This is a genomic window from Cytophaga hutchinsonii ATCC 33406 (assembly GCF_000014145.1).
GTDB lineage: Bacteria > Bacteroidota > Bacteroidia > Cytophagales > Cytophagaceae > Cytophaga > Cytophaga hutchinsonii.
The window spans coordinates 3,074,228-3,091,792 of record NC_008255.1; the positions used below are offsets into that span (position 1 = coordinate 3,074,228).

The window sequence follows — 17,565 nt, forward strand, 5'->3', positions numbered from 1 at the left end:
TAAAATATGTCAGGCTTTCAGCCTGAAAAGTGTTCTAACCGTCTTCTCATGTCTAACTTAATGTTTCGGGCTTTAGGCCTTAGGCTTTAAGCTTTGGGCTAAAATACCTTCCGCTTTAAGCCTTATTTTCTATATTTGCAGTTCATTAGATTACGATTATGACCAACAAACCATCCAGATATACCATTACCTCTGCCCTCCCGTATGCCAACGGTCCGGTCCACATCGGCCATTTGGCGGGTGTGTATGTACCCGCGGATATTTATGCGCGTTTTTTACGTTCAAAAGGAGAAAATGTATTGTTTATCGGCGGTTCAGACGAACATGGTGTACCCATTACCATCCGTGCAAAAAAAGAAGGCGTTACACCGCAGCAGGTGGTAGACAAATACCACGTACAGATCAAACAATCGTTTGAAGAACTGGGAATCTCGTTTGATATCTATTCCAGAACCTCTTCAAAGATCCATGCGGAAACGTCTTCCGAATACTTCAAAAAATTATATGAAGATGGAAAGTTCATTGAACAGACCAGCGAACAATACTACGATCCGAAAGCAGAACAATTCCTGGCAGACAGATACATCATCGGCACCTGTCCGAAGTGCGGCAACGAAAACGCATACGGCGATCAGTGCGAGAAATGCGGTTCAACCTTAAGTCCGTCTGAACTGATCAATCCGCGCTCTACACTTAGCGGTGAGAAGCCCGTAATGAAATCAACCAAACACTGGTTCCTGCCATTGGATCAATACGAACCTTGGTTGAAACAATGGATCTTAGAAGATCATAAAAACTGGAAGACCAATGTATACGGTCAATGCAAATCCTGGCTGGATCAGGGCCTGCAGCCCCGTGCCGTTACACGCGATTTAGACTGGGGTGTACCTGTACCTGTTGCCGGTGCCGAAGGCAAAGTATTGTATGTATGGTTTGATGCACCGATCGGTTACATCTCTGCAGCAAAAGATTATTTCAAAAATTCTGAAATTAAAGCCGTTCATAAGAATAATACCTGGGAAGATTTCTGGAAGAAAGACGATACCAAGCTGGTACACTTTATCGGTAAAGACAACATCGTGTTCCATTGCATCATCTTCCCTGCTATGTTAAAGGCAGAAGGAAGTTACATACTTCCGGACAACGTGCCTGCAAATGAGTTCATGAATTTAGAAGGCGATAAAATTTCTACTTCACGTAACTGGGCCGTTTGGCTGCATGAATATCTGGAAGAATTCAAAGGCAAACAGGACGTATTGCGTTATGCCTTATGTGCGAATGCTCCGGAAACAAAAGACAACGATTTTACCTGGCGGGATTTCCAGGCGCGCAACAACAATGAACTGGTTGCGATCTACGGAAACTTTGTAAACCGTGCGTTGGTATTGACACATAAATATTATGACAGCGTAATTCCTGCTTTAGGAAAGCTTGAAGCTTCGGACGAAGGTGTAATCATGATGCTGAAAGAATTTCCGGCGAAGATCGCTGCATCGATCGAGCAGTACCGTTTCCGTGAAGCACTTGGTTTCATGATGGACCTGGCACGTTTGGGAAATAAATATTTAGCCGATACCGAACCGTGGAAGATCTACAAAGAAAATCCCGAACGCGTAAAAACGATTTTACACATCGGCTTACAGATCGCAGCGAACTTAGCAATCGTTTCTGAACCCTTCATTCCGTTTACATCGGCAAAATTATTTACGATGCTAAACCTGAAAGCAAACACCTGGAACAATGCGGGCACAATCGACTTGTTAAAAGCAGGTGATCAGTTAGGCACAGCAGAGTTGTTGTTTGATAAAATTGAAGATGCAACCATTGAAGCACAGGTAAAAAAACTGGAAGATACCAAACAGGCAAACTTGCTTGCGAACGCGGAAGTAAAACCATTGAAAGAAAATGTTTCTTTTGATGACTTTGCCAAAATGGATATTCGTGTAGCAACGATCATTGCAGCAGAGAAAGTAGCGAAGACAAAAAAATTATTAAAGCTTACGCTAAAAACTGGTATCGACGAACGCACGGTAGTAAGCGGCATTGCCGAACACTTCGAACCGGAAGCGATCATCGGTCAGCAGGTATCCTTACTTGCCAACCTTGCGCCACGTGAGATTAAAGGCATCGTATCTCAGGGTATGATCTTAATGGCTGAAGATGCAGATGGTTCGTTGAAATTTGTCCAACCGGCGGCGGTGGTGAATGCGGGCAGTATGATTGGATAACGTTTAAATTCCATTCGCCGCGGCGAAAACAAACGGATAGAGATTCGCCAGCCGTTGTTGGTGTTTAGCCTGCCTGCATATATCGTTAGGAACAAATCAAACTCAGGCGTCACCAACAACTCATAGAGATTGAGCGTTTAATGCTAATAGCAAAGCCCGTGAGTGATCGCGGGCTTTTGTTTGTTTATGATAGGAATAATGCTCGCTGTTGTTGGTGTCGCGCAAGTACTAATATCTGTATAATGAACCGGAGACAACGCGTGGCCACCAACAACCGACGACTCTCATTAGTTAGCAGTAATCCGGATACGGCAAGCGGTCCTCCAACGCTCGAAGGATTTCCTTATTTCGTATGTTGTTTAAGCTTCTTTTGAATATCTGATGCATCTAAGCTTGATTTCATAATACTAACTCTAAGTATAAATTTTCCACACCATTCCGCCTTAGGCTTTAAGCTTTAAGCCTTAAGCAATTACAGCCCTTCTACTCTCCCCTTAACCTCTTCGATAAACTTCGCTCTCGTTTGATCGTTCAGGCCAGCTGTAGAGATTGGTGCGCCGATTGAAACAGTAACCGGTCCGCGTTTGATTGTAAAACCGCCGCTTGGCCAGATCTTGCCTGCGCCGGAAATCTTTACAGGAAGTATTTCAACGCCCGCTTTTTCAGCCATTACAAACGTACCCGCCTTAAACACACCGATCTTCTCATTGAGCGAACGCGTGCCTTCCGGAAACGTCATCACACTTTTACCTTCACGGATCAGCGTACCGGCATTGATCATACTCTGCAGCGCTTTATCGCGGCTGCCACGGTCAATGAAAATCATACCCATCATGTACATGTACCAGCCGATAAAAGGCACTTTCGCAATTTCTTTTTTCGCAACAAAATATACATTGAACGGCAGCACATAAAACAGGATCGGAATATCGATCACCGACTGGTGATTGGATACAACAATATAGGGTTTCTTTTCTGCAGGAATGTGTTCAAGTCCTTTCACCGTTAATTTTATTCCGGCCATCCACAATATTACCGGCGCCCATACGGTACGCGCCATCGCTACACCTAAGTGCGTAGAAAACGTAAGAATACGGACAACAATAGAAGACGTGATACAGAGAATAGACCAGATGATCATTCCCGTTAAACGGATAGCACTCATGCGAATGAATTTATATCAACAAACGGTTATTTGATTGAATAATAATCTTTCAAATATCGGTAAAAACTTCTAAAAAATAGTGATATACAAAGAAAGTTGTTTTTAAGAAATGATTATTGAGCCTATCTTGAAGTCACAATTTGCGACTTCAAGATAGGCTCAATAAAACAAAAAAGAGTGGTACTAATTAGTACCACTCTTTAAAATATTTACTCCGTTTGAAATTTGTTTTTTGTTTTCGCCGCGGCGAATGGAATTTTCTCGCGAAAAGAATTTACCGCTTTACGTGCAGATACGGATCGTATCCGTTCAACTCTTTCGGATACGCACCGGTGCCATCATACGGACGTTTCTCCGGATGACATTTACATTCCTCCGAGCACGCACCTTGCATTTTTTCACCGCATGCTTCACACATCGGCTCATGCCGGTTACACACCGGGTTCGAGCAGTTTACCATGCGGTCGCTTAAGGTACCGCATACATAACAGGTAGAAATGATGCTTGGGTTTACTTTGTTCACGTCCGCGATTACACGCCCGTCGAATACATAGCATTTCCCTTCAAAGTCTTCGCCGCCCTGTTCGATACCATATTTAATGATACCGCCATGCAGCTGGTACACATCTTCAAAGCCCTGTTCCAGTAAGAACGCGCTTGCCTTCTCACATTTGATTCCGCCTGTACAATACGTCAGCACCTTCTTCCCTTTCAGGTGATCGAGTTCTTTTATCTTCTCCGGAAAATCCCGGAAGTTTTCCATATCAATGGTAACGGCATTTTTAAACCGACCTACCTGATGTTCGTAATTGGAACGTACATCCAATACAACCACATCGTCGCGGTCTTTCATCGCCTTAAACTCAGCAGGCTCCAGATGCTTTCCCGTACGTTTTGTCGGGTCTACATGCTTCAGGGATGAGTGTACAATCTCAGGTTTTACACGCACATACAATTTCTGAAATGCATGCCCTTCGTGTGCTTCAATCTTAAACTCCAGCGCTTCAAAACGCGGATCGGCTTTTACATATTCCATGTACTGACGGCAGCCTTCTTCCGTACCGGAAACAGTACCGTTAAGACCTTCGCTCGCAATAATGATACGGCCAAGCAAACCAAGTTCAAGACATTTAAGGTGGTGTTCTTCCCGATAAGCATCCGGATCTGCTATATGGGTATAGCAGTAATAAAGGAGAATCTGATAATCTTTCATTGTATAACGTAGCTTAGTTTCAATCTAAGTGTTGATACAAAGATAAGAAAATTATGAAAAATGAAAAAATGATGGGAATCAATGAAAAATGTAGTCAAAGACTACTAAATAATAGGCCCCAGTCACTGCTACGCTAAGACTGGGGCCAGCTCATTTGTAATTTGTCTTTTGTAATTTGTTATTTGCCTTTAGGCTTTCATTGCCTGTGCCGGATTTCCGAACACCGTTTCTTTATCCTTCACCGGTGCAATCACTACAGATCCAGCACCTACACGAGCATTTTTACCGATCGTAATTCCGCCAATGATAACTGCGCCGGTACCGATAAACGCACCTTTCTCAATCTTAGCACCGGCATTAATAATGGCGCCGGCACCGATCTGTACAAAATCTTCTACTACGGCTTCAAAGTCAATGATGGCTCCGGTGTGAATCAGGCAGTGACTGCCTACTTCTGCATTGGAACTGATCACCGCAGCGCCGTTAATAAAATTACCATGGCCGATAGAAGCGGAGTGCGCGATTGATGCAGTAGAATGGATCGCGTTCACAGCCTGTGTCTGCCTGCGTTCATGCAGCATCTTAGTCAAACCTTCGCGCAGCTTTGGTTCGTCGCTTGCAATAAATGCATCACAGCTCGCACCGATTAATTTCAGATAGGTATCATCATCTGTTGAACCCAATACCGTTACATTATTTATTTCAGTTCCGTGTAATGCCTTTGTATCGTCCAGGAAGCCATACGCTACCATCCCATTGCTTTCAAATATTTCCAAGGCAGCTTTTCCTAAGGAAGAAGCGCCGAAAATAATTACTGCATCTTTCTTTTCCATATCTATTCTTTTCACAAATTTACCTGCAATTTATTAAAACTATCCCTTGTTTCATATCTGCATACAGGATATAAGATAAAAACTATTTTATAAGCTATATATTTAATTGATGCATCCCGACAGACATATGTACATTGTAATCAGCTGCTGGCTTTTGATAAATGGAATAGTATTCTATTTCTTAGGAATCAAATACGCTATTGACACCACACGCTTTGAGGCCGAAGCAGATGCGTGGCTAAACGGAAACATTGAAGCCAGTTACTTGCTGTGGTATTCCGGATACACGGTATTTCTGTCGTTATCAAAACTCGTCTTTCATTCCATTTATCCAACGATCGTTTTTCAATACGTATTTTCCCTTACCGCAACGGTATTCTTTTATCGGGGCCTTGCTACATTATTAAAAAATAAAGAGGCAGCCTTTATTGCAACGCTCCTCGTAATAATGTATGTACCCATTCAGCAATGGAATACGTGTCTGCTCACCGAATCCGTTTTCATTAGTGTGATCCTCTTATTTGTCTGGGCATTTTCACTTGAAAAAACATCTCATAAATGGTTTATGCTTTTTTCACTTGCTGCATTGGCAGCGCTTACACGCCCTAATGGGGGAATTGTATTACTTACCTGCTGTTGTATGTATGGCATGCAATTTTTCCGTCAGGCTAAAAAATTATGGTTGTTTTTTATAACAGGCGCGGCAATCATATTGTTTCTGTTAAACAGCTTTACTGATACTTTTTATCAGTTCCTGCTTGATTCCTTTAATAAAGGAGAAATTATTTGCGGCTATGATCAGTGGACCACATCTGCTGGAATGTGCATCGCAGATGATCCGTCAAGCGGAAGTATTGCTAAAATAGTGCATCTGGTCTTTTCTAACCCGGCAAAAAGTATGGAGCTTTTTACGGGCCGCTTTGCCGCTTTATGGATGGATGTGCGGAGTTATTACAGCTTACCGCATAATGTGTATATAGTTTTGTATCTATTGCCGGCCTATGTAATGGCAATCATCGGGTTCATTCAATATAAAAATGCATTTGCGGAACTGGCACTGGCTACGCTGCTTTATGGCGGTATAAATTCTATGCTGGTTATGCTTACCTATGCCGATTGGGATGGCAGGTTTCTTGCTCCACTCCTGCCAGTGGTATTTATCTGGGCGGGACTTGGTAGTTATTTTTCGATCCGGTTTTTAAAACGTAAATACAGTATTGTATAACCAATACCTGAATATTTTAACAGTATATATACATAAAACGGTAAATAGAAAATCCGGTAACGGCTAAAGCTCCCGATATTCGGTGATGCAAGAATTAATAAAGCGCCGGCAAATAAGACAAATACCAACGTCAGTATTTCAATCTTTGATATCGTTATTTTTTTTGCAGCAACATTATACAGCAGCATACAAAACAAGCCCACGAACAGATAACTTTCAAGAGCAGCTACCAATGAGGTAACATTATGTATTTGCCACGGAAAGGGACTAAAAAAAGCATACAGCATAGCCTTTGGATAATTCAGTATAATTGAATTCCAGCTCATATCCAGATCAAACGGTATGCACGCGTATGCATCTACAAATTTTGTACAGGTAAGTGTGTAACTGATATAAATAACTTCCGGTAAAACATTCCATTGTAAAGCAGGATGCAGATGGCCCAGGCCTATCACAAGAAGTACAAATACTATTGCAGTGATCAATATGGATGTGCTGTTTATTTTTATAAACGTACCGGCACAATAAATAAAGCATACAAGTAAAAATACTGCTACCAGATAATATTTAATATACCAGACCAGTAAAATGAATCCGATAAAAAAAACAATGTACAATACATTTTTTCCTTTTGATTGAATGATGTGATGCAGTAAATAATACAGGAAGAACAATACCGGAATTACAAAGGCTTCTTTTAATACACCAACTGTCCAGATTGTAAAGGAAGGCACACACAAAACAAGTAGCCATATAGTAAACGTTTTTTCATTTCTGACCAGCCGGAGAAACGGCATAAAACAAAGCGTACCAAAAAGTGTAAGCCAGGCTCCCAATAAATAATAATCAGCTGCAGAAAGTAAAAAGAACGGACTTAATATTTTCAGGAAAAAAGCTACCCGTACCTCTTCTGACAGATATGCCTGCAGCCAGCTGCTTACATGCAGATCAGAATAATTGCCTTGCAGGAATATAAGCAGATCAGACGGATGCGTTTTAAAATCCTGAAACAACTCAACCAGTGCTGTATGATAAAATACCGCATCTAATTGATTTTGATAAACGGTATAAAACAATATCGATTGAATACAAAAAAAAACAAACCGGTAACTTATCAGAAATAAAAAGCTCTTGCGCATATCAACAGCAATCTGCCTGTATGATACAAAACAAATCAGACCCAATAAAAAACTACTTAACAACAGCAGAAACAGATGCATTACGTAAGATAGAAAATCCAATACTACAAGATAAACATTTTTTATGAGTACAATACATCTTGTATAATTCCAGTCCGCTTTGACTATCAAAACCTGTATCCATTCGGATGCCCAGTTCTTTCCATACCCGGGTGATTGCATTATCTTCTGCCTGAATGGTATCCAGCATTTCAAATACCTGTTCCCAGGTCGTTTCATTTTTATAATACCGTGCATGCAATACCAGAAATGGGATATAAGCATTAAGCAGAAACGTATTTGCAAACGTTTTGCCGATGTGCTTTGGTGCTGGTTTAGAGAGCACATCAAACCGGTAATGATTCAGCCAGTAATCTGATAAGGAAACATTCAGAAAATCTTCTGCATATTTAACAGACGTTATCGAACTGAAAGATGCATACCAGTCTGTATTTGAGAAAAGAGCTGCAAGCTGTGCCAGGCGTATGGTTGGGAAATTCACCGGACGGGTACGGAGAAACTTCCACTCAGAACTATCAATCGTACACGTTACTGTTTGCGTACGTTGCAGATACGTATATTCCTTTTTCAGTGCAGCAGGGAAATCATCTGCCCAGTCTTTTTCAAGCATACCTGAACAACCAAAAAATAATGCTTCTATCGATTTGGGTGCATAAGATAAACGATCCAGTTTATTAAAATCCATCTGCTGCGCCATACGTTCAAATAAATAATCGTTCAAACCGGTACCAAATGATTTGAAAATTAATCTTCCGGCAATCATTTTCCAGTTCGGCTGATCCGTTAATAATTGAAACAGTCCATCTGTTTTACGCTCAAGCCGCTCAATCAGCACACGTTGTTTCATTTGTTCCATAACAATGGCTGGTATTTCATGAATAGCATGCGCGCAGGGAACAGTTTTTTTTTCTTCCATCAGATATCCATAAGTTTCCAGATGCATTGTATGAATGCGGTCCTTTAGCTCAAGTACCGGTATACATGACCCGTCTGCACGGGTAATATCAATGTCTGCCTCATACACCACATGCAGAATAACCGATTCATAGGCAGGATTGTGCTGATGTTTGTGTTTGTACCAATCAGAAGCCTTCGTATGTATCTCCACATCGCCGGCCCACTCAATACCATCAATACATAATTTTGCCAGACTGAAATCCGGACCGGCATGCACATTCAATGTTCCGGTATGTTTAATAATGATTGGCTCACCTGTTGTTGTGTGTAACGACTCAACTGAAAATAACAGGTGCTGCCAAAGCACCCATAAAAGTTCTTCATTAACCATAGCTATATAAAAAGTTTAAATAAAAAATCCCCGTACAATATTACATTAATTTTGTATATTCAGTAAAGAACTTTTTAAAAAGCTATGAAACAAACCGTATTATTCCGTATAACCCTTCTATTGGTATTTGTCTTTTTATTGGTCGTGGGAATGATTTATGCGAAAGCATTTCTTGTGCCTGTATTTTTTGCAGGCCTGCTATCTTTACTACTGCTGCCTGTATCAAAAAAAATTCAGAAATTCATTCCGAATGAGGTATGCTCCATCATTTTATCGCTGGTGCTTTTTCTGATTATAATCTGCAGCGTCAGTTATTTTATCTCCACACAGGTTTCTAACATCATTTCAGATTATGATATGATTGAAAGCAAGATAAAAACAAAAGCACATGCCTTGCAGGCAACAGTGAATGAGTATACAGGCATGGATGAAAAGGAACAGGAAGCCTGGTTTGATAAAGAGTCTGAACAGTTATTAAAATCGGGTTTCCAGAAAGGCACAACCCTTTTGGTTGGAGTAGGTAACTTTGTATTCGGCCTTACACTTGTAATGATCTATACCTTCTTCCTGCAGCTTTACAGAGGAAAGATCAAATTGTTTATTTTATCGCTGATTGATGAACAACAACATGAAAAAGCATTATCGATACTGAACAAAGTACAATCACTGGTTATGCATTATATAACCGGCCTGTGTATTGCCTTATCAATTATTGGTGTGATGAATGCGGTTGGTTTAACACTTTTAGGTATTGAACATGGTATTTTCTTAGGCTTACTGGCAGGTTTTTTAAATATCATTCCTTACATCGGTTCTTTTGTTGGTGCAGGCTTACCGATGATCATGGCATTGATCTATAAAGATTCGCTTTGGTATCCGGTCGGTGTATTGGCCATTTTTATGTTCAACCAGTTTATTGATAACAATATTACTACACCAAATGTAGTTGGTGGTTATGTGCGCCTCAATTCGCTTGCAACTATTTTCATTGTTATTATTGGCGGTATGATCTGGGGAGTTGCAGGTATGGTTTTATTCATCCCGCTGTTAGGCATTTTCAAAATCTTCTGTGATCATATTGAAGCGCTGAAACCGCTAAGTATTCTGCTGAGTGATGATGAAAGTGAAGAAGAGAGTTTCTTCACTAAAACGTTTAAAAAAATAAAAATGAAATTATTTAAAAAGAAGATTACCAGCTAAGGTAATCTTCTAAATATGTTTTCATTTCCTGCTGCATCTGCTTTGCTTCTGCTTTTGCAGCTGCTGCAAACGTTTCATCGTTTGCAGCATATAGAATACTTCTTGACGCGTTTACCAGTAAGCCGCATGAACTGTTCAATCCAAACTGAGAAACCTCCTGTAAGTTCCCTCCCTGCGCACCAACACCGGGAACCAATAAAAAATGATCCGGAACAATCGTACGGATTTCTTTGAAATACGAAGCTTTTGTTGCTCCTACTACAAACATCAGGTTTTCATCACTTCCCCAAGCCGCGCATTTCTTAAGCACTTCTTTATAAAGCGGTTGATTTGTATCGCTTAATGAAAGCTGCTGAAAATCTTTGCTGCCTGCATTCGACGTCAGAGCCAATACAATAGCCCATTTATCTTTAAACGCCAGAAAAGGAGTAACCGAATCTTCTCCCATATACGGTGCTACCGTTACAGAATCAAACGGTAACTGTTCAAAGAATGCTTTTGCATACATGGTAGCAGTATTACCGATATCACCTCTTTTTGCATCTGCAATGGTAAATACATCTTTCGGCATCCATTCCAGTGTTTTCTCTAACGACTCCCATCCTGCCTTGCCAAGCGATTCATAAAATGCCAGGTTTGGTTTATAGGCAACCGCATAATCAATGGTTGCATCAATAATGTATTTATTGAATTCAAAGATCGGATCTTTAGCTTTTAATAGATGCGCAGGTATTTTTGTAGTATCTGTATCCAGACCCACACACAGGTAGGACTTCTTATGCTTAATGCTTGTTACTAAATCTGCTTTGTTCATGATTATTTTTTAATTAGCGCAGATCTATTACTTCTACTCCCGGATATTTTGATTTATCAAACGTGAAAGGTGTATCGTCTGAAATGGTGTTGGGGGTAAATGTTTTAATAGTATAATCGTAGATGTTTCCGTTCTTCTCAAATAACTTCCAGTTCTTGATTGATTTGTCAAGTTTATTGATCTCCAGTTTAATCTTGAAAAATCTGTTTTTTCTGTCTTCCGGTACCAGTTCAATCATCTGGTATGTTTTGCCTGCTTCAACGCGATCACCAATATACGTATACTTGTATCCCTTCTTGTACATGGTATAAATCTTTGTTGGCGAAATATCATCATCGGCAGGATCGTATGTAGAGATATTTACTTCGTTTGCCTCCTGCATGTAGTTCCATACCGTTGTTCCATTATTGATGATTTCCATTTTAGGAAGCTTGATCTTATACTTGCCGCCACGTACCATCAGTTCACCATTGGCAACCTCATTTATGCTTGCAGATGCATTCTTCAATGTATAGGTAAAAGTTGCTTTGAATGAAGAATACGTTTTAAATTTATTACTCATTTCATCTAATATGGTCAGGGCTTTAGGATCATATTGTCCGAAGGCCGCAATCACAATAAAAAATACAGGCAATAAAATCAGAATTATTTTTTTCATGGTATTTAGTATTCGTGTTATTATAAATTATTTTTTAACGTTGATCCAGGCTCTTCAAATGAAATTCCAGCGAGTATTCATCTTTTATTAATACTTCCCGTGCCTTACTTCCTTCAAACTGGCCAACAATTCCCGCAGCTTCCAGCTGATCGATGAGTCGGCCGGCACGGTTATAACCAAGCTTTAATTTGCGCTGCAGCAAAGAAGTACTTCCCTGCTGATGCATGACAAGTATTTTAGCGGCTTCTTCAAATAACGGGTCCTTTTCGGAGAAATTGAAGTCACTTTTATCCTGCCCGGTTTCATCGTCGGAGAACTCAGGCAATTTGTATGCCATTTCATAACCACGCTGAGAACCAATAAATTCACAAATGCGCTCTACCTCAGCAGTATCTAAAAACGCACATTGCAGACGTACCATGTCTCCGTGGGCAAATAACATATCTCCTTTACCGATCAACTGGTCTGCACCACCTGCATCCAGAATGGTACGTGAATCAATTTTAGAAGATACTTTAAAGGACAAACGTGCCGGGAAGTTGGCTTTAATAATACCTGTAATAACGTTTACAGAAGGCCGTTGTGTTGCAACAACCAAGTGTATACCAATGGCACGGGCCAGCTGAGCCAGACGGGCAATGGGCGTCTCCACTTCCTTACCTGCCGTCATCATTAAGTCAGCAAGCTCATCAATAACAAGAACGATGTACGGTAAGAAACGATGGCCGTTATTCGGATTCAGTTTACGTTCTACAAACTTCTTATTGTATTCGCGGATATTCCGTACCTGTGCATCTTTTAATAAGTCATAACGCAGATCCATTTCAACACATAAAGAATTCAGTGTATGAATTACTTTTTTTGTATCGGTAATAATAGCATCGCCGCCATCGGGAAGTTTTGCTAAGAAATGGCGTTCAATTTTATTGAAAAGGGTTAATTCTACTTTTTTCGGATCAACCAATACCAGCTTCAACTGCGACGGGTGTTTCTTATAAAGTAACGACGCCAGCAATACGTTTAAGCCGACAGATTTACCCTGGCCCGTTGCACCGGCAATAAGCAAATGCGGCAGTTCCGCTAAGTCTACTACGAATACTTCATTCGAAACAGTCTTACCAAATACAACGGGCAATTCCTTATCTGATTTCATGAACTTCTCTGTAGATAATACAGAACGCATGGAAACCATTTCTTTATTTTTATTCGGCACTTCAATACCAATGGTTCCTTTACCTGGTATTGGTGCGATAATACGAATACCTAAAGCAGATAAACTTAATGCAATATCATCTTCCAGGTTTTTAATCTTCGAGATACGAATACCAACTTCAGGAACAATTTCATACAACGTTACAGTAGGCCCGATCGTTGCTTTGATACTTGCAATACCAATGTTGTAATGCGAAAGTGTTTCTACGATCTTATCTTTATTGGCACTTAATTCTTCTTTTGAAACCTGAACAACTTTGCTTGCATCATATTCATTCAGCAAATCGAATGTAGGGTATTTATAAGAAGATAAATCAAGCGTTGGATCATAATTAAAGCTTTCTAAATTTTCAGGAAGATCTTCTGCTTCCTGATCACCGCCTTTTTCAACAACCAGCGCCAGTTCATCATCTGTTCCGGTACTTGCTGCAACTACCGGCTCCACCATCGGTTCAATAATTGGTGTTTCAATCTGAAGTTCAGAAGGACCTTTAACAGCAACAGGTTCTTTGCGCTCGATTACCCATTCTTCTTCCTCTTCTTCCGTTTCTTCTTCTTCCAGCTCCTCTTCTTCCAGCTCCTCTATTTCTTCTTCTTCAAGTTCTTCTATTTCTTCTTCCCCTTCTTCGGCCAATTCCTCTTCTTCCTCTTCCTCTGTTTCATTAACCGCAAGTCCATTGACTTCTTCTACTTCATCAATATTCTGTGCACCGAACAACGGCATTTTTGTTATGTTGAAAAAATAGATCATGAATGCCAGCATAAAAAACAATAACAGGAAAGGTGTACCCCATCCGATGATATTATCCAGATATTCTGCCATGTCGTAACCGATACCACCGCTTAGAAAAGACAAATAGGTATCGTTTTTAAATGTCAGTACTACAAACCCCAGCGTGGAACTGATCCACAACAGGAAAAAGAATGTGCTTTTGATTAACGTGGAAATATTAATCGGAGACGATTGGTATACGATTTTGTAGCCTGCAAAAAAGAAGATAGGCAGGAACAGGTACGATGCCATACCAAACCATTTGTAAATAAATATATAGGATAACGCAGCACCTACAATGCCCAGTAAATTATCAACTTCTTTTCCCGATTCCTGCACGCTGGTATTCCATAACGCTTCTACGATACTTTGATCATTGCGTCCGCTGAATAAAAACGATGTAAATGCAATCAGTAAGGCAAAGGAAAAAAGCATGATAAACATTCCCGATACCAGATGAAAGCGGCGGTCTTTAAAGAATGTTATAATTGCAGAAGGACCTTTTTCCGTTTCCTCAGGCTGAGGATCGGCTTTGGCAGCTTTCTTTGATGCAGATGCTGTATTTGTTCTATTATTTTTCTTCGGAAGAGGCGTATTATCAGCCTTATAGGTATTCTCAGCCATATTTGCGTTATAACCCTTAAAGTTAACTAAATAATATGTTAGTTGCTAGTTATCAGGTACGCGTTACCAGGCCGGACAAGTAAACTTTTTATTACTAAAATCAAGTATAAAGTACTGAGTACAAAGTACAAATAATTTTCTTTAGCAAAATCTAACTTCTTTACCATTTCATTCTATCACAAAAAACAGTTTAATTACCATTTTTTGTACTTTGTACTCAGTACTTTATATTTCTTAAAATTTCCTTATTGATCGCTCCCACTAATGCCGGGCCTTCGTAAATAAAACCGGAATATAACTGAATCAGCGAAGCGCCTGCTTCCAGTTTTTCCAGTGCATCTTTCGGTGAATGAATTCCACCAACACCAATCACCGGAATACTACCGTTTGATTTTTTTACAAGATACCGGATTACTTCTGTAGACCTTACCGTTAATGGTTTGCCGCTTAAACCACCCATTCCGATTTTTTCTACCTTTTCTTTTTCCGTTGTTAAACCATCTCTGGAAATGGTTGTATTGGTTGCAATGATACCGCTAAGTTTTGTTTCGGTAATTATTTCAACGATGTCATCTAATTGTTCGTTCGTCAAGTCGGGTGCTATTTTCAACAGAATTGGTTTCGGAACGCTTTTCTGATTATTAACTTCCTGTAACCGGTTTAACAATTCCGTTAACGGTCCTTTTTCCTGCAAGGCACGTAAACCGGGTGTATTGGGCGAACTTACATTTACAACAAAGTAATCTACACAATCAAACAATTCATTAAACGCTTTGATATAATCATTTAACGCTTCTTCATTTGGTGTCACTTTATTTTTACCAATATTACCTCCAATCAACACCCTGGATTTGCGCTTACGCAGGCGCGCAGCTACTTCTTTCATACCGCCATTGTTGAATCCCATGCGGTTGATGATCGCTTTATCTTCCGGCAAACGGAACAGACGTGGCTTATCATTTCCTGCCTGCGGTACCGGTGTTACTGTACCGATCTCAATAAACCCAAAGCCAAGCGATGAAAACTCATCTACAATTTTAGCATCTTTATCAAAGCCTGCTGCTAAACCAACCGGATTGGGAAATGTGATACCAAATACGGTACGCTCTAATCGTTTATCTTGTACGGCATATATTGAACGGAAAATGCTGCTTACGCCCGGAATTTTGAATAAGATTTTTAATCCCGTAAAGGTAATGTGATGCGCGCGTTCAGGTGTAAAACAGAACAGAATGGGTTTTATAAGAAGTTTATACAAGATCGTATCGTTTAAATGCGTTCGTAAAAATACGGAAAGACACATTGAGAAGGAAAGAATTGTGGAAAACTGTAGGGGCGAATCGCATTCGCCCGGTTGGACAGCCCTAAAGGCTGCCGGTGCGAATGCAATTCGTTGACGGGGACGAATGTAATTCCGTTGACGGGGGCAATGCAATTCTGTTGTACAGGGGGCGAATGCAATTCGTTGACAGCGGCGAATGCATTACCTGTTGACGGGGGCGAATGTATTACCTGTTGAAGGGGGCAATGCATTACCTGTTGAAGGGGGGCGAATGTATTACCTGTGGAAGGGGGCGAATGCAATACCTGTTGACGGGGGCGAATGCAATTCGCCCCTACGAACGGGGGTGGAAATCTTTGATGATCTGTTGCAGATAATCCCGGTCCAGATGGGTATAAATTTCTGTGGTCGTAATCGATTCGTGGCCCAACATTTCCTGCACGGCACGCAAATCTGCCCCACCTTCAATTAAATGGGTGGCAAAAGAATGTCTGAATGTATGGGGACTTACTGTTTTTTTCAGTCCGATTTTGACTGCTAAATTTTTGATGATGGTAAATACCATTACCCGGCTAAGCTTATTTCCCCTGCGATTTAAAAACACATAGTTTTCTGCACCTTTTACAATGTCCAGATGGCACCGCACTTCGTTACGATACATTCCAATGTATTTACGCGCATCACGACCAATAGGCACAAGGCGTTCCTTATTTCCTTTTCCCAAAACTTTCACAAAACCATCGTCAAAAAACAGGTTTGAAATTTTCAGGTCTGTCAGTTCCGATACTCGAAGTCCGCAGCTGTATAACGTTTCAAGCATGGCCCTGTTGCGCATGCCTTCTGGTGTTGAAAGATCTATTGCCAGCAGAATCTGTTCTATCTCCGGAAAAGATAACGTATCCGGAAGCTTTCGCCCAAGCTTGGGACTGTCAATCAAAGAAGAAGGATCTTCATCCCTGATTTCTTCCATTAACAAAAATCTGAAAAAAGATTTGATACCGGATAAGATGCGTGCCTGTGAATACGCCGACATACCAAGCTCTGTAATGTATTCCAGAAAAAGCTGAATATGCTTACCCTTTACCTGTAAGGGACCGACAGATGGCTCTGTCAGTTCAAGAAACTGCATGAATTTTATCACATCATGTTCATACGCCTCAACCGAATTACCGGATAATGAACGCTCAAGTTTTAAATAATCTCTAAACTGACGGATCAGGATTTTCCAATTCATGGTGTAAAGTTAATGCAGGCAGCTAACAAAGTGTAATTGTAAGGGATATTAATTTCGCTAACAACTTAAGTGTAACGTTTAGAGTGTAACGTTTAACTGTTATGCTTAACCATCCCCGAGGTTGATTATGTGGTCTGCCCTATGACTTTACACTATACACTTTGCACTATACACTTTTAATGGCTTATATTTGTACCATGAAAATACTTATACTCAACGGCCCGAATTTAAATCTGCTTGGTAAAAGAGAGCCGGGTATATACGGTGCTGCATCAGCAGAAGATATTTACAACGATCTGAAAAAAGCCTATCCGGCTATTTCATTTTCGTATTTCCAATCCAATGTTGAAGGTGAACTGGTAAATAAATTACACGAAGTTGGTTTTGATTACGACGGTATTGTTTTTAATGCAGGTGCCTACACACATACATCTATTGCTATTGCCGACGCTGTAGCAGGTATTAAAACACCTGTGATCGAAGTTCATATTTCCAATGTATATGCACGCGAAGAATACCGCCATAAAAGCCTGATGGCTAAAAATTGTATGGGTATTATTACCGGCTTTGGAATGAAAAGCTATGCGTTAGCTGTACATCACTTTTCAACGTTATAAA

Annotated in this window: 14 protein-coding genes; 4 read left to right on the top strand and 10 right to left on the bottom strand. The window is 40.4% G+C overall.

The window, feature by feature from the left end; all coding sequences use genetic code 11:
• Nucleotides 1-158 precede the first annotated feature (158 nt).
• Nucleotides 159-2,228: a methionine--tRNA ligase gene (metG, locus tag CHU_RS13090; RefSeq protein WP_011586051.1), complete on the top strand. Its 2,070-nt coding sequence runs from the start codon at nt 159-161 to the stop codon at nt 2,226-2,228.
• A gap of 472 nt (nt 2,229-2,700) precedes the next feature.
• On the opposite strand, the gene CHU_RS13095 is transcribed toward metG, so the two are convergent.
• The 3 genes from CHU_RS13095 to CHU_RS13105 form a co-directional block, all read right to left on the bottom strand.
• A complete protein-coding gene (locus CHU_RS13095; RefSeq protein ID WP_041932391.1) occupies nt 2,701-3,393 on the bottom strand; it encodes a lysophospholipid acyltransferase family protein in 693 nt (230 codons plus the stop codon).
• A 274-nt stretch (nt 3,394-3,667) separates the two neighbouring features.
• Nucleotides 3,668-4,606 (bottom strand): rhodanese-related sulfurtransferase, encoded by a 939-nt coding sequence (locus tag CHU_RS13100; RefSeq protein ID WP_011586053.1) that lies wholly within the window; start codon nt 4,604-4,606, stop codon nt 3,668-3,670.
• A 188-nt stretch (nt 4,607-4,794) separates the two neighbouring features.
• Complete coding sequence (locus CHU_RS13105; RefSeq protein WP_011586054.1) at nt 4,795-5,439, bottom strand: acetyltransferase; 645 nt, start codon at nt 5,437-5,439, stop codon at nt 4,795-4,797.
• Nucleotides 5,440-5,566: 127 nt separating this feature from the next.
• On the opposite strand from CHU_RS13105, the gene CHU_RS13110 reads away from it, so the two are divergent.
• Nucleotides 5,567-6,664, top strand: a complete 1,098-nt coding sequence (locus CHU_RS13110; protein ID WP_238379279.1) for a hypothetical protein — start codon at nt 5,567-5,569, stop codon at nt 6,662-6,664.
• Here the strand turns inward: CHU_RS13110 and CHU_RS13115 are convergent.
• Nucleotides 6,619-7,884, bottom strand: a complete 1,266-nt coding sequence (locus CHU_RS13115) for a hypothetical protein (protein ID WP_238379280.1) — start codon at nt 7,882-7,884, stop codon at nt 6,619-6,621. The two genes, CHU_RS13110 and CHU_RS13115, sit on opposite strands and share 46 nt — an antisense overlap.
• Entirely contained in the window at nt 7,856-9,151 is a 1,296-nt protein-coding gene (locus CHU_RS13120; RefSeq protein WP_011586057.1) for a DUF2851 family protein, read from the bottom strand. Before CHU_RS13120 ends, CHU_RS13115 begins: the two co-directional genes overlap by 29 nt.
• Before the next feature lie 84 nt (nt 9,152-9,235).
• Here CHU_RS13120 and CHU_RS13125 point away from each other — a divergent pair, with 84 nt between their 5' ends.
• Complete coding sequence (locus CHU_RS13125; RefSeq protein ID WP_011586058.1) at nt 9,236-10,351, top strand: AI-2E family transporter; 1,116 nt, start codon at nt 9,236-9,238, stop codon at nt 10,349-10,351.
• Here the strand turns inward: CHU_RS13125 and pyrF are convergent.
• The 5 genes from pyrF to xerD all read right to left on the bottom strand — a co-directional run bounded on the left by pyrF (nt 10,341) and on the right by xerD (nt 16,947).
• Nucleotides 10,341-11,165 (bottom strand): orotidine-5'-phosphate decarboxylase, encoded by an 825-nt coding sequence (gene pyrF, locus CHU_RS13130; RefSeq protein WP_011586059.1) that lies wholly within the window; start codon nt 11,163-11,165, stop codon nt 10,341-10,343. The two genes, CHU_RS13125 and pyrF, sit on opposite strands and share 11 nt — an antisense overlap.
• A 13-nt stretch (nt 11,166-11,178) precedes the next feature.
• Nucleotides 11,179-11,823: a LolA family protein gene (locus CHU_RS13135; protein WP_011586060.1), complete on the bottom strand. Its 645-nt coding sequence runs from the start codon at nt 11,821-11,823 to the stop codon at nt 11,179-11,181.
• Between the two features lie 34 nt (nt 11,824-11,857).
• Nucleotides 11,858-14,431: an FtsK/SpoIIIE family DNA translocase gene (locus CHU_RS13140; RefSeq protein WP_011586061.1), complete on the bottom strand. Its 2,574-nt coding sequence runs from the start codon at nt 14,429-14,431 to the stop codon at nt 11,858-11,860.
• Nucleotides 14,432-14,648: 217 nt separating this feature from the next.
• Nucleotides 14,649-15,689 (bottom strand): quinone-dependent dihydroorotate dehydrogenase, encoded by a 1,041-nt coding sequence (locus CHU_RS13145; RefSeq protein WP_041932753.1) that lies wholly within the window; start codon nt 15,687-15,689, stop codon nt 14,649-14,651.
• 358 nt (nt 15,690-16,047) lie between these two features.
• On the bottom strand, nt 16,048-16,947 hold the full coding sequence (gene xerD / locus CHU_RS13150; RefSeq protein ID WP_011586063.1) for a site-specific tyrosine recombinase XerD: 900 nt from the start codon (nt 16,945-16,947) through the stop codon (nt 16,048-16,050).
• Between the two features lie 197 nt (nt 16,948-17,144).
• Between xerD and aroQ the strand changes: the two genes are divergently transcribed.
• On the top strand, nt 17,145-17,564 hold the full coding sequence (gene aroQ, locus CHU_RS13155) for a type II 3-dehydroquinate dehydratase (RefSeq protein ID WP_041932754.1): 420 nt from the start codon (nt 17,145-17,147) through the stop codon (nt 17,562-17,564).
• Nucleotide 17,565: the final 1 nt, after the last annotated feature.

Excerpts from the sequence above, each read along its gene's own strand:
- metG (WP_011586051.1), top strand. The coding sequence starts at position 159 with ATGACCAACAAACCATCCAGATATACCATTACCTCTGCCCTCCCGTAT.
- CHU_RS13095 (WP_041932391.1), bottom strand. The coding sequence starts at position 3,393 with ATGAGTGCTATCCGTTTAACGGGAATGATCATCTGGTCTATTCTCTGT.
- CHU_RS13100 (WP_011586053.1), bottom strand. The coding sequence starts at position 4,606 with ATGAAAGATTATCAGATTCTCCTTTATTACTGCTATACCCATATAGCA.
- CHU_RS13105 (WP_011586054.1), bottom strand. The coding sequence starts at position 5,439 with ATGGAAAAGAAAGATGCAGTAATTATTTTCGGCGCTTCTTCCTTAGGA.
- CHU_RS13110 (WP_238379279.1), top strand. The coding sequence starts at position 5,567 with ATGTACATTGTAATCAGCTGCTGGCTTTTGATAAATGGAATAGTATTC.
- CHU_RS13115 (WP_238379280.1), bottom strand. The coding sequence starts at position 7,884 with ATGCATCTGTTTCTGCTGTTGTTAAGTAGTTTTTTATTGGGTCTGATT.
- CHU_RS13120 (WP_011586057.1), bottom strand. The coding sequence starts at position 9,151 with ATGGTTAATGAAGAACTTTTATGGGTGCTTTGGCAGCACCTGTTATTT.
- CHU_RS13125 (WP_011586058.1), top strand. The coding sequence starts at position 9,236 with ATGAAACAAACCGTATTATTCCGTATAACCCTTCTATTGGTATTTGTC.
- pyrF (WP_011586059.1), bottom strand. The coding sequence starts at position 11,165 with ATGAACAAAGCAGATTTAGTAACAAGCATTAAGCATAAGAAGTCCTAC.
- CHU_RS13135 (WP_011586060.1), bottom strand. The coding sequence starts at position 11,823 with ATGAAAAAAATAATTCTGATTTTATTGCCTGTATTTTTTATTGTGATT.
- CHU_RS13140 (WP_011586061.1), bottom strand. The coding sequence starts at position 14,431 with ATGGCTGAGAATACCTATAAGGCTGATAATACGCCTCTTCCGAAGAAA.
- xerD (WP_011586063.1), bottom strand. The coding sequence starts at position 16,947 with ATGAATTGGAAAATCCTGATCCGTCAGTTTAGAGATTATTTAAAACTT.
- aroQ (WP_041932754.1), top strand. The coding sequence starts at position 17,145 with ATGAAAATACTTATACTCAACGGCCCGAATTTAAATCTGCTTGGTAAA.